The sequence below is a fragment of the Cellulomonas jepli genome (assembly GCF_047229345.1).
Taxonomy (GTDB): domain Bacteria; phylum Actinomycetota; class Actinomycetes; order Actinomycetales; family Cellulomonadaceae; genus Cellulomonas_A.
The window spans coordinates 1-12,585 of the sequence record NZ_JBFTER010000129.1 but is presented as its reverse complement, the minus strand read 5'-3'; the positions used below and the strand labels follow the sequence as shown (position 1 = coordinate 12,585).

11 protein-coding genes are annotated in these 12,585 nt (G+C 76.2%); 7 read left to right on the top strand and 4 right to left on the bottom strand.

The genetic code is table 11. The features are described 5' to 3' along the window. Positions 1–1,041: LCP family protein (locus AB6N24_RS20895; protein ID WP_412871291.1), on the top strand; the 1,041-nt coding region annotated here is incomplete at its 5' end. A gap of 21 nt (positions 1,042–1,062) precedes the next feature. Here the strand turns inward: AB6N24_RS20895 and purE are convergent. Together purE and AB6N24_RS20885 are read right to left on the bottom strand one after the other, a co-directional pair. Beyond that, on the bottom strand, positions 1,063–1,608 hold the full coding sequence (gene purE / locus AB6N24_RS20890; RefSeq protein WP_412871290.1) for a 5-(carboxyamino)imidazole ribonucleotide mutase: 546 nt from the start codon (positions 1,606–1,608) through the stop codon (positions 1,063–1,065). A gap of 97 nt (positions 1,609–1,705) precedes the next feature. Further along, positions 1,706–2,911 carry a 5-(carboxyamino)imidazole ribonucleotide synthase gene (locus tag AB6N24_RS20885; protein WP_412871289.1) on the bottom strand — a complete coding sequence of 402 codons (1,206 nt, stop codon included), beginning with the start codon at positions 2,909–2,911 and terminating at the stop codon, positions 1,706–1,708. Between the two features lie 189 nt (positions 2,912–3,100). Between AB6N24_RS20885 and AB6N24_RS20880 the strand changes: the two genes are divergently transcribed. Continuing rightward, the gene (locus tag AB6N24_RS20880; RefSeq protein WP_412871288.1) at positions 3,101–3,700 is read left to right on the top strand and encodes a GtrA family protein; all 600 of its coding nucleotides are present in this window, start codon (positions 3,101–3,103) and stop codon (positions 3,698–3,700) included. A 113-nt stretch (positions 3,701–3,813) separates the two neighbouring features. Here AB6N24_RS20880 and AB6N24_RS20875 read toward each other — a convergent pair whose 3' ends face one another. Both AB6N24_RS20875 and AB6N24_RS20870 read right to left on the bottom strand, forming a co-directional pair. After that, positions 3,814–5,136 carry an ATP-binding protein gene (locus AB6N24_RS20875; protein ID WP_412871287.1) on the bottom strand — a complete coding sequence of 441 codons (1,323 nt, stop codon included), beginning with the start codon at positions 5,134–5,136 and terminating at the stop codon, positions 3,814–3,816. 2 nt (positions 5,137–5,138) lie between these two features. Beyond that, a complete protein-coding gene (locus AB6N24_RS20870; RefSeq protein ID WP_034634217.1) occupies positions 5,139–5,831 on the bottom strand; it encodes a response regulator transcription factor in 693 nt (230 codons plus the stop codon). Between the two features lie 265 nt (positions 5,832–6,096). Between AB6N24_RS20870 and AB6N24_RS20865 the strand changes: the two genes are divergently transcribed. The 5 genes from AB6N24_RS20865 to AB6N24_RS20845 form a co-directional block, all read left to right on the top strand. Then, positions 6,097–7,530 carry a sensor histidine kinase gene (locus tag AB6N24_RS20865; RefSeq protein ID WP_412871286.1) on the top strand — a complete coding sequence of 478 codons (1,434 nt, stop codon included), beginning with the start codon at positions 6,097–6,099 and terminating at the stop codon, positions 7,528–7,530. Further along, complete coding sequence (locus AB6N24_RS20860; RefSeq protein WP_412871285.1) at positions 7,527–8,246, top strand: response regulator; 720 nt, start codon at positions 7,527–7,529, stop codon at positions 8,244–8,246. The genes AB6N24_RS20865 and AB6N24_RS20860 overlap by 4 nt, the downstream gene beginning before the upstream one ends. A gap of 108 nt (positions 8,247–8,354) precedes the next feature. Then, positions 8,355–9,176 carry an ABC transporter ATP-binding protein gene (locus AB6N24_RS20855; protein WP_412871284.1) on the top strand — a complete coding sequence of 274 codons (822 nt, stop codon included), beginning with the start codon at positions 8,355–8,357 and terminating at the stop codon, positions 9,174–9,176. Further along, the gene (locus tag AB6N24_RS20850) at positions 9,176–11,839 is read left to right on the top strand and encodes an ABC transporter permease (protein WP_412871283.1); all 2,664 of its coding nucleotides are present in this window, start codon (positions 9,176–9,178) and stop codon (positions 11,837–11,839) included. Before AB6N24_RS20855 ends, AB6N24_RS20850 begins: the two co-directional genes overlap by 1 nt. Before the next feature lie 96 nt (positions 11,840–11,935). Further along, positions 11,936–12,585: FHA domain-containing protein (locus tag AB6N24_RS20845; protein WP_412871282.1), on the top strand; the 650-nt coding region annotated here is incomplete at its 3' end.

Here is a 12,585-nt window from a genome sequence, read left to right as displayed (position 1 = left end):
GCACGGCCGTCCGCGCAGCCCGCCGGCGGTGGCGCCCGGCCGGCGCCGACGCGTCCTGCGCCCACGGCGCCCGACCTCCGCGCCTCCGCCCCCCGCATCTCGCGGCGGCGGCTCGTCGCCGCCGGTCTCGTGCTCGTGCTCGTGCTCGCGCTCGCCTGGCCGATCGGGCTGCTGGTCTGGGCGGACGGGAAGCTCGCGCACGTCGCGGCGCTCTCGGGGGCGCCCGGGACCGACGGCACCACGTACCTGCTGGCGGGGTCCGACTCCCGCGCGGACGGCGCGATCGAGGACGCCGAGACGACGGGCCAGCGGTCCGACACCATGATGCTGCTGCACCAGCCCGCCTCGGGTCCGGCGGCGCTCCTGAGCCTGCCGCGCGACACCTACGTCGAGATCCCCGGCCAGGGGCCCGGGAAGCTCAACGCGGCGTACTCGGCGGGCGGCGCACCGCTGCTCGTGCAGACGGTCGAGGGCCTCACCGGCATGACGGTCGACCACTACGTCGAGGTCGGCTTCGCCGGGTTCGAGCAGATCGTCGACGCCGTCGGAGGCGTGAACCTGTGCTCCGACCTCACGGTCGACGACAAGGACAGCGGGATGGTGTGGACGCCCGGCTGCCGCGACGTCGGCGGCACGGAGGCGCTCGCGTTCGCCCGGATGCGCAAGTCGGACCCGGACGCGGACATCGGCCGCGCCGAGCGTCAGCAGCAGCTCATCGGGTCGATCTCGAGCCGCGTGCAGGACCCGGGCCTGCTCCTGCAGCCGGGCAAGCAGGTCGCGCTCCTGCGCTCGGGCACCGCGGCGCTCACGGTCAGCGACGAGACCGGCATCGTCGACCTGGGCCGCATGGCGCTGACGTTCCGGTCCGCGAACGGGCCCGACGGCATCACGGGGACCCCGCCGATCTCGAACATCGACTACCGGCCCGGCGGCGTGGGGTCGTCGGTCCAGCTGGACCCCGACCTCGCACCCGGCTTCTTCGCCGCGATCCGCGACGGCTCGCTGCCGCCCGGCGCGGTCGGCGGGATGCCGGCCCCCTGAGCCGGGGCTCTCCCGACGGCGTCAGGCCGTGAAGCCCGTGCGGGGCCGCCCGCCGTCCGCGTAGGCCCCCCGGAGCCGCTCCCCCTTGGCGTCGGCCTGCGCGCGCAGCCCCACCTGGAACTCGGCCATCGCCGCGGCGAGCCGCCGCGCCTCGTCGTCGACCCCCGACGCGAGGATGCGCACCGCGAGCAAACCGGCGTTCCGCGCGCCGCCGACGGACACGGTCGCGACGGGCACGCCGGCGGGCATCTGGACGATCGAGAGCAGCGAGTCGAGCCCGTCGAGGTACGCCAGGGGAACGGGGACGCCGATGACCGGCAGCGTCGTGACCGCCGCGAGCATGCCGGGCAGGTGCGCCGCACCCCCGGCGCCCGCGACGACCACCCGCAGCCCGCGGCCGGCCGCCGAGCGCCCGTACTCGACCATCTTCTCGGGCTGGCGGTGCGCCGAGACGACGTCGACCTCGACGGGGACGCCGAACTCGCCGAGGGCGTCGGCCGCGGCCTGCATCACCGGCCAGTCGGAGTCCGAGCCCATCACGATGCCGACCAGGGGCTGTGCTGCCATGTCCGTCTCCCGTTCGCGAGGTGGTCGTGCGGTCAGGTGCGTGGTCGCGGCCCGCTCCTGCGGGGCTCCGGGCGCCGGCCGGCGCCCGCGGCACCGGTCAGGCGGGGTCCTCGCCGCGCAGCAGGGCCGCCGCCGCGCGGGCGCGCCGGCGGACGTTCTCGAGGTCGTCGCCCGAGACGTTGACGTGGCCGAGCTTGCGCCCGGGGCGCACCGCCTTGCCGTACAGGTGGACCTTCGCGTGCGGGTCGGTCCGCGCGACCACCGCGAGTCCGTCGGTGAGCTCGTCGCGGGCGCTGCCGAGCACGTTGACCATGACGGTCCACGGCGCGCGGGGCGCGGTCCCGCCGAGCGGCAGGTCGAGGACCGCGCGCAGGTGCTGCTCGAACTGGCTCGTCACGGAGCCGTCGATCGTCCAGTGCCCCGAGTTGTGCGGGCGCATCGCGAGCTCGTTGACGAGCACGCGCGGCGCGGCGCCGGGCTTCTCCCCCGGGACCTCGAACAGCTCGACGGCGAGCACGCCCGTGACGGCGAGCCCCTCGGCGACCGTCACCGCGATGCGCCGTGCCTCCTCCCCGGTGCGGGGGTCGAGGTCCGGCGCGGGCGCGACGACCTCCGAGCACACGCCGTCGACCTGCACGGACTCCACGACGGGCCACGTCCGGACCTCGCCCGAGGGCGTGCGGGCCACGAGCACCGCGAGCTCGCGGGTGAACGGCACCTTCTCCTCCGCGAGGAGCTCGGCGCCCTCGCCCCGGACGGCGGCGTCGAACCAGTCGTCGACCTCGTGCGCCGACCGGACGACGCGCACGCCCTTGCCGTCGTAGCCGCCGCGCACCGTCTTGACGACCGCCTCGCCGCCCGTCGAGCCGAGGAACGCCTCGAGCTCCGTGGCGTCGGCCACCGCGGCCCAGCGCGGGCACGGCACGCCCAGCTCGGTCAGGCGCCGGCGCATCACGTGCTTGTCCTGCGCGTGCACGAGCGCACCCGGCGCCGGGTGCACGGGCAGGCCCCCCGCCACGAGCCGCTCGAGGAGCGCCGAGGGGACGTGCTCGTGCTCGAACGTGAGGACCGCGGCGCGGGCGGCGTGCGCGGGTGCTGCGGTGCCGGTCCGGCCGGTGACGAGCGCCTCGACGGCGCGCTCGTCGCGCGCGGCACCGACCGGTGCGTCGACCACCACCTGCGCGGCCGACGACGTCGGCTCCTCCACGAGCACGCGCAGGTGCACGCCGAGCGCCGTCGCGGCGGGCGTCATCATGCGGGCGAGCTGGCCTCCACCGACCACGGCCACGACGGGTGCTGTCACGGGCGACGAGCCTAGTCGAGCCCCGCGGCCCGGGCCCGCACCGTCCGGGACCGCCGCTCACGCCCCGCCGAACCTGCCCGGGCGGGGCACGGAGGGCCGTGCGCCGGCGCGGCGGGCTCGGACCGGACGTCCGTTTTCACCCGATCTCGGCCTCGCCGCCGCCCGGAGGCCCAGGGGTACGATCCACCGGTGACGTCTACGCCAGCGGCAGGACCCGCGCGGCTGCTCGCCCTGCGGGTCCGCGTGCTCGAGCTCGCACGCTTCCTGTCGGTCGGCGGGGTGGCGTTCGTCGTCGACCTCGGCCTGTTCAACCTGCTGCGGTTCGGGCCGGGCGAGCTGCTCATCGAGAAGCCGATCACCGCGCGCGTGATCTCCATCGCCGCCGCGACGGTCGTCTCGTGGCTCGGCAACCGGCACTGGACGTTCGCCGAGCACCGCACGGCCCGGCGCGGGCGCGAGTTCGCGGCCTACGCGGTCGTCAACGCGGTCGGCGTCGTCCTCGGCATCGGGACGCTCGCGCTCTCGCACTACGTGCTGGGCTTCACGACCCCGCTCGCGGACAACGTCGCGAACATCATCGGCATCGGGCTGGGCACGATCGTGCGGTACGTCGGCTACAAGACGCTCGTCTTCACGTCCGCTTCGGGCGACGTCGTGCCGACCGTCGCCCCGCCCGTCGTCCTCGAGGACGTGACGGTGACCGACGGACTGCTCGACGGCAGCCGGCCGGTCACGGGCACCGCGTCGCACGACGCGAGCGCGCCGGTCCCCTCGCTCGACCGGGCCTGACCCTCCGCACGTCACGCGCACGCAGGCACCACCGCCGGCGGTGGTGGTGGGCGCACGACCGCCGCCGGCGGCCGGTCCGCACCACCGCCGGCCCCGACGGCTGCCGGGCCGCGCTACCGCCAGCGGCGGTCGGTCCGCGGCGAGATGACCGAGCCGCGCGGCATGACCACGTCGGGCGCGAGCTGGGCCGGCACCCCCGAGAGGAACAGCGCGAACACCGCGGGCCTCCGCTGCGCGAGCTCCAGGCGTCCCCCGTCGGCCGAGGCGAGGTCCCGCGCGAGCGCGAGCCCGAGGCCCGTCCCCTTGCCCGAGGTCACCTCGCGCTCGAAGATCCGAGGCGCGAGCTCGTCGGGCACGCCCTCGCCCTCGTCGGCCACCTCGACCACGACCGCGCCGGACGGCCCGCCGCTGCGGGAGCGCACCGTCGTGGTCCCGTCCCCGTGCTTGAGCGAGTTCTCGATGAGCGTCGCCACGACCTGCGCGAGCGCGCCGGGGGTCGCGAGGACCTGGACGCCGGCCCCGACCTCGACCACGAGCCGACGCTTCGCCGCGGTGAACGCGGGCGCCCACTCCTCCTCCTGCTGGTGCACGACGTCGAGCAGCCGCACAGCCTCGGTCGTGCCGCCCTGCGCCCGCCGCGAGCGGGTGAGCAGGTCGTCGACGACGGTCACGAGCCGCTCGACCTGCTCGAGGGAGATCCGGGCCTCCTCGCGGACGGCCTCCTCCTCGGTCGCGAGCGTGATCTCCTCGAGGCGCATCGACAGCGCGGTCAGGGGCGTGCGCAGCTGGTGCGAGGCGTCGGCGGCGAACTGGCGCTCGGCGGCGAGCCGGCCGGCCATGCGGTCGGCGCTGCGGGCGAGCTCGGCGGCGACGAGGTCGATCTCCTCGACGCCCGAGGGCTCGAGCTCGGGCCGCACCTGGCCGGAGCCGAGCTGCTCCGCGGACGCGGCGAGGTAGACGAGCGGGGCGGCGAGCCGGTTGGCCTGCCAGATGGCCATCGCGATGCCCGCGGCGAACGCCACGACGGCCGCGGCGACGACGAGCCCGATGACGCGCATCGTCTGCCAGAACACGTCCCACCACGAGACGTAGATCGAGACCTGCACCCCGGTGTCGCTCAGGACGTGCTTGGACAGCGTGCGGCCCTCGATGAACTCCCCGGCCTGATAGCGGCTGCCGTCGGGCGCCGTGACGAGCACGAACGCGGGGAGCTCGCCGTCGCCGCCCACGTGGCGCTCGAGCATCCGCTCGCTGAACGGGATGCCCTCCTCGATGCGGAAGTCCACCTTGTCGGCGAGCTCGTCGGCGCGCTTCTGGATCGCCTGGAGCTGGGTCTCGCCGACGAGCTGGGCACCGAGGAACGCGAGCGGGAAGCCGAGGAGGACGACCGCGACCGTGACCGCGGCGATGGTCGCCTGGAGGACGCGACGGCGCACGCCTAGCCCCGATCTGCCTCGCCGGTCTCGAACCGGAAGCCCATGCCGCGCACGGTCGTGATGTAGCGCGGGGAGTTGGCGTCGTCGCCGAGCTTGCGGCGCAGCCACGACACGTGCATGTCGAGCGTCTTCGTCGACCCCGAGGGGTCGGAGCCCCAGACCTCGCGCATGAGCGTCTCGCGGGCGACGACGGTGCCCGCGGCGGCGACGAGCACCCGCAGCAGGTCGAACTCCTTCGCGGTCAGGTGCAGCTCGCGCTCCCCCTGGAAGGCGCGGTGGGCGGCGACGTCGACGCGCACGTTCTGCGCGTGCAGCTCGTCCTCGTCCGCCGGGTCGCCGACGGTGCGCCGCAGGAGCGCCCGGACGCGCGCGAGGAGCTCGGCGAGCCGGAAGGGCTTTGTCACGTAGTCGTCGGCGCCCGCATCGAGCCCGACGACGAGGTCGACCTCGTCCGCGCGTGCCGTCAGGACGAGGACCGGCGTGGTCAGGCCGAGGTTGCGGATCGCGCGCGCGACGTCGAGGCCGTCCATGTCGGGCAGCCCTAGGTCGAGCACCACGAGGTCGGCCGCTGCCGCGCCGTCGATGGCGCCTTGACCCGTGCCTTGCACGTGGACGTCATAACCCTCACGCCCGAGCGCGCGGGCCAAAGGCTCGGCAATCGCAGGGTCGTCCTCCGCCAGCAGCACGTGAGTCATTGGCCCATGCTAGGTCACGACCGTGCGATGTCCGGAGGACTTCCGCGGACGACTTACTTAGGCGGCCTAAGTTACCTCTTGACCGGCGGGGCGCGGCCTGGTTGCCTACGAGACGGCGGCCCTCGGCCGTCGTGGTGAGCACGACGGCCGCCTGCCGGTCCCCTCCCGGCAGGCGGTCCGGTCCCCCCGCGGACGGACGGCGCGGCGACGGGCCGTCCACCCCCGGGTGCACGACGGCGCGGTGCCCGGTGCCTACGCTCGTCCGGTGGGCTGGTGGGAGCGAGCGATCCGGTGGGAGGACACCCATCGGCTCGCCGTCGACGCCGCGGGCACCGCGCTCCTCGCGCTCGTCGCCGTCCCGATCACCGCGCTGGTGGGGACCGTGTACGAGGCGGGGTACCAGAGCGCCGGCGTGCCCCTGATCGCCCTCGCCCTGATCGCGCCCCTCGCGTGGCGCCGCGCCCAGCCGGTCGCCTCGGTCGTGACCGTCTACACGATCGCGCTCATCCACCTCACCGGCGGCTACGGCCCGCTGCTGCCGGCCGACGTCGCGGTGCTGCTCGCCCTGTACTCCGTCACGGTCCACGGGCCGCGCTGGGCGCACCGCGTCGCGGTCGTCGGCGCGATCGTCGGGTCGCTCGTGCTCGGCCTCACGCTCGCGTGGTCGTACGACCCGTTCGCGGGCGCGTTCGCGTTCGCGTTCGGCACCGCGATCGCGCTCGCCGTCTGGGCGTTCGGCCTCGTGCGCCGCTCGCGCCGCGAGGCGATGGACGCCCTCGTCGACCGTGCGCGCCGGCTCGAGATCGAGCGCGACCAGCAGCACCAGATCGCGACGGCGGCGGAGCGGTCCCGCATCGCCCGCGAGATGCACGACATCGTCGCGCACTCCCTGAGCGTGATCATCGCCCAGGCCGACGGCGGCCGGTACGCCGCCGGGGCCGACCCCGCCGCCGCGGCGCGCTCGCTCGGCACGATCGCCGAGACCGGGCGTGCGGCGCTCGGCGACATGCGCCGGCTGCTCGGCGTGCTGCGCACGGACGAGCCCGCCCAGCCCGGCGGCGCGGCGCACGCGGTGAGCGGCATCTCGACCGGACCCGGCGGCCCGGGCGGCGGAGCCCCCTACACGCCGCAGCCCGCCGAGCAGGACCTCGAGGCCCTCGTCGAGCAGGTGCGGGCGAGCGGGCTGCGCGTCTCCCTCGTGCGCATGGGCACGGCCCGCCGCCTGCCGCCCGGCGCCGGCCTCACGGCCTACCGGATCTGCCAGGAGGCGCTGACCAACATCCTCAAGCACGCCGGGCCCGACCCGACCGTGACCGTCGTCGTGCAGTGGCTCGACGCGTCGCTCGTGCTCGAGGTGGGCGACGACGGGCGCGGCGCCGCCGCCGAGTCCGACGGGCTCGGCCAGGGCCTGCTCGGGATGCGCGAGCGTGCGGCGATGTTCGGTGGCTCCGTCACGGCCGGTCCGCGTCCCGGCGGCGGGTTCCGGGTCCGCGCGCAGCTCCCCCTGCCGCCCGTGGGGGGCGACCGTGCCTCGTCACCCGGCGTGCCGGCCGCACCCACGACCGGCCCGGGGCCGGCGGCACCGGAGCCCGCAGCCCCGCCCGCACCCGCGACCCCACCCGCACGTCCGACCGCAGCAGGACCACCATCGACAGCACCTCAGGGAGCCCCCGACATGACCACCCGGAAGCCGCTGTGAGCGGCCCCGTCCGCGTCGCCCTCGTCGACGACCAGCAGCTCGTGCGTGCCGGGTTCCGCATGGTGATCGACTCCCAGCCCGACCTGGAGGTCGTCCTCGAGGCGGGCGACGGGGCGCAGATCGTCCGGGCGCTCGCCCCCGACGCGGCGTCCCGGAGCGTCGTCGGCCAGGTCGACGTCGTGCTGATGGACGTGCGCATGCCCACGATGGACGGGCTCGCGGCGACCGCGGCGATCACCGCCGCCGCGACCCCCGGGGAGCCCGCCCCGCGCATCATCGTGCTCACGACCTTCGACCTCGACGAGTACGTCCTCGCCGCGATCCGCGCCGGCGCGAGCGGCTTCCTGCTCAAGGACGCCCCGCCCGAGGAGATGCTCGACGCGATCCGCACGGTGCACGCGGGCGACGCGGTCATCGCGCCGTCGAGCACGCGCCGGCTCATCGAGCACCTCGTCACCGTGCTCCCCGCGGAGCAGCACGCCGGCGAGGCAGGCCCGGCGCACGCCGCCGTCGCCGAGCTCACGGACCGCGAGCGCGAGGTGCTCGTGCACATGGCCCGGGGTCGGTCCAACACCGAGATCGGCCAGGACCTGTTCGTCGCGGAGGCCACCGTCAAGACGCACGTCGGGCGCATCCTCGCCAAGCTCGGGGCGCGCGACCGCGTCCAGGCCGTCGTCGTCGCCTACGAGACGGGCCTCGTGCGACCCGGGGCGTGAGCCGTCCCCCCACGGGATGACCGCCGGACCAGCCCACGGCCCGACGCGCACCGCGCACCGTGCTCCGTAGCGTCGGGACCACCACCCCGATGACCCCCTGGAGCACCCGTGGACACGACCGTCTACCGCCCTGCCGGCCCCGAGCCGCACGTCGCCTCCCGCGCGCGCGGCCTCACCAAGGTGTACGGCAGCGGGGCCTCCGCGGTGCACGCGCTCGCCGGCGTCGACGTGGACTTCGCGGCCGGGGAGTTCACCGCGATCATGGGCCCCTCGGGCTCGGGCAAGTCGACGCTCATGCACCTCCTCGCGGGCCTGGACTCGGCGACCTCGGGCACGGTGCACCTCGGCGACACCGACGTCACGACGCTCGACGACGACGCCCTCACGCGGCTGCGGCGCGACCGGGTCGGGTTCGTCTTCCAGTCCTTCAACCTGCTGCCGATGTTCACCGCGGCGCAGAACATCACGCTGCCGCTCGACCTCGCGGGAGCGGCGGTCGACGCGGAGTGGCTCGACACGCTCGTGGGGACGCTCGGCCTGCGCGACCGCCTCGCGCACCGCCCGGCCGAGCTCTCGGGCGGTCAGCAGCAGCGCGTCGCGATCGCCCGTGCGCTCATCGCCCGGCCCGAGGTCGTGTTCGCCGACGAGCCGACCGGCAACCTCGACTCGCGCTCCGGCGCCGAGGTGCTCAGCTTCCTGCGGCGCTCGGTGCGCGAGCTGGGCCGCACGGTCATCATGGTCACGCACGACCCGACCGCCGCCGCGTACGCCGACCGCGTCGTGCTCCTCGCCGACGGGCGGATCGCCGGCGACATCGTCGACCCGACACCCGACGCGGTCCTCGCGGGCCTCGACGCGCTGCGCCGGCTCGAGGTCCCCGCGGGCGAGCCGGTGCCGGCGACCGGCAGCATCCCGGCGGTGCGCGCCTGATGCTGCGTCTCACCCTGGCCCAGATGCGGCGCAGCCTCGGGCGCCTCGCCTCGGGCGGCATCGCGATCGCCATCGGCACGGCGTTCGTCGCGGCGACGCTCCTCGCCGGCGGTGTCATGACGCGCACGAGCTACGACTCCGTCGCGGCCACGCTCGCGGACGCCGACCTCCTGGTCGACGGCGTCGTGACGAGCGACGACCTCGCGGCGCTGCGCGCGCTCCCGGGCGTCGACGCCGTCCAGCCCGACGTGCACGGCTGGCTGGAGGTCCGGGCGGGCGGCGGCAAGCGTGCCTCGCTGCTCGCCCTGCCCCGCGCGTCCGACCCGCGCCTCGACCCGCTCGAGCTGGTCGACGGCCGGCTCCCCGAGCAGCCGGGCGAGATCGCGCTGCCCGCCGCCACGGCCGAGCGGATCGGCGTGCGCCCCGGCGACGAGGTCGTGACGAGCCGGGTGCGGTGGGTCCCGGCGGACGCCACGGAGTCACCCGCAGCGACCGCGACCCCCTCCCCGGCCTCGGAGCGGGAGCCGGACCCGAGCGAGACCTCCGCCGAGGGCTCCTACGAGTCGGAGGACTACCCGCTCGAGGTCACCGGGCTCCTCGACGACCCGCGCGGCGCGTACCTCGCGATGGGCGGCGCCGCGGTGCTCCCCCTCGAGGACGTCCAGGCCGTCGCGGGTGCCGCGTCGCTCGACGAGCTCCAGCCGACCGGTGCGCTGCTCGCCCTGACCCCCGGCACGAGCGCGGCCCGCATCACGACGCTGGTCGGGGACGCCGTCGACGACGTCACCGTCCTCACGCCCGACGAGGCCGCGATCCGGGCGCTCGGGCGGGTCACGCAGGGCACCGACGTCTTCACCGGGCTCGTCCTGGGGTTCGCGTCGATCGCGCTCGTCGTCGCCGCCCTCGTCATCGCGAACACCTTCCAGGTCCTCGTGGCCCAGCGCACCCGCACGCTCGCGCTCCTGCGGTGCGTCGGGGCGGTGCGCGGCCAGGTCCGCCGGTCGGTGCTCACCGAGGCCGCGATCCTGGGCAGCGTCGCCTCGTTCGCCGGGCTCCTGACCGGCACCGTGCTCGCGCAGGTGGCGCTGCTCGTCCTGCAGCGCGTCGACCTCGACGTGCCGCTGCCCGGGACGGTGACGATCACGCCGTGGGTCGTCCTCGTGCCGCTCGCGGTGGGCACGACCGTCACGGTGCTCGCGGCGCTGCTGCCCGCACGTGCGGCGACCCGCGTCGCTCCCGTCGCGGCGCTGCGCCCCGCCGAGCTCGCCGAGGTCGGCGGGCGCGGAGGGCGGGCCCGCCTCGTGGTGAGCCTGCTGCTGACTGCCGGCGGCTTCGTCGCCCTCGCGGGCGGCGTGGTCCTCGGCGCCCTCCTCAACCCGATGGTCGGTCTCGCGCTCGGGGTCCTCGGGGGCGCCACGTCGTTCGTCGGGATCCTGCTCGGCGCCGTGTACTGGGTGCCGCGCGTCGTGGGCCTCGTCGGGCGCACGTTCGCGGGGAACGGCCCGACCGCGCGCCTCGCGACCGCGAACACGCTGCGCAACCCCCGCCGCACGGCCGCGACGAGCACCGCGCTGCTCATCGGCGTGACCCTCGTCGCGCTCATGAGCACCGGCGCCGCGAGCGCGCGCGTGACGCTCGACCGGGAGCTCGACGAGCGGTACCCGGTCGACGTGCAGGTCACCGCGTTCGACGACGGCACGGGCGAGCGGCCGGCGATCGCGTCCGCCGCGGTCTCGACCCTCGCGGCGGCCGACGGCGTCGCCGACACGGCGACCCTGGCCTCGACGCTCGGCACGATCGAGCCGGCAGGGGGCACCGAGGGGATCCCGACGGACGTGTACGCCGTCACTCCGGCCGTCGCCCGGTCGCTGATGCGCGACGGGGAGGTGCTCGCGAGCCGGCTGGAGCCGGGGACCGTCGTGCTGGGCGCCGACTTCGCCGAGCGGCTCGGCATCGACGAGGGCGACGTCGTGGACGTCGTCGGGCGCACGTCCGGGGCGGACGGGGCGCTGCCACCCGGCGGCCGGGAGCTCGGCCTGCGCGCCGGGGTGGTCGACATGGGGGGCGAGACCGCCTACGTGACGCCGGACGTGCTCGACGGGCTGTCCCCCGAGGCCCCGGTGACCCGCGTCTGGGTCCGGCTCGACGACGTCAAGGCCGCCGGGGACGTCGTGCCGGCGCTGTCGGACGCGCTCGCCGACGAGTCCGTCGAGGTCAACGGCTCGGCCCTCGAGCGGGCGGGCAACCAGAGACTCATCGACACGCTCCTCGCGATCGTCGTGGGCCTGCTCGGGGTCGCGGTGCTCATCGCGCTCGTCGGCGTCGCGAACACGCTGTCGCTGTCGGTGCTCGAGCGGCGCCGCGAGTCGGCGACGCTGCGCGCGATCGGGCTCTCGCGCCGCCGGCTGCGGTGGATGCTCGCGATCGAGGGTGCGCTCATCGCCGGAGTGGGCGCTGCGCTGGGCGTCGCCCTGGGCGCGGTGTACGGCTGGGCCGGCTCCGCGACGCTGCTCGGCGCGATGGGGGACGTGGTGCTGGCCGTGACGTGGTGGCACCTCGTGCTGGTCCTCGTCGTCGCGCTGGCCGCGGGCATGCTCGCGTCGGTCCTGCCCGGACGCGCGGCCGCCCGCACGTCGCCGGTCGCGGCGCTCGGCGTGGACTGAGCCTCACCCGACCGGTGGGCCTGTGGACACGGGGGACTCCCCCGGCGGCCACGCGCCCGCCGGTCGCGCCGGCCGCCGTGCACCACCGTGGGCGCCGTGCGACTCCTCCTGCAGCCCACCGGCTCCGCGCCGGCCACCGAGATCGACGTGCCGCCCGGGACCCGCGCGCAGGACGTCCGCACCGCGCTCAGCCGCCTCACGGGCGACCCGCGGTGGTCGGCGCCCGGGGCGCGGCTGGCGGCGGGCTCGGTCGCGGTCGACGACGCGCACCCGTGCGGGCGGTACCCGTTCCTCGCCGGCGCCGAGCTCCGGCTCAGCCGCGGACCCACCCCACGGGACGAGGCCGCGCTGCACGCCCGGTTCCACGTCGCCGTGGTCGCGGGACCCGACTGCGGCGCGCTCGCCGGGGTCGCACCGGGGCTGGTCGTCGGACGCGGCGCGGGCCCGGCGGGCAGCGCGCACCTGCGCGTCGAGGACCCGGCGCTCTCGCGCGAGCACCTCCGCCTGACCGCACGCAGCGGGCACCTCCTCGTCCGTGACCTGCGGACGAGCAACGGGACCCTCGTGACCCGGGCGGACCGTCGCGGCGTGCCCCGGGAGCCGTCGACCGGCGGCGCGCACCCGCGGCCCCGCCTCCCCGCCTACAAGAGGGAGCCGCAGCCCGGCGCCCGCCGCCAGGCGCAGATGGAGGCCGAGGCCCCGCGGGCCCGCGCGGGCGCCGAGGACGGCCACCACGTCACGCGCAC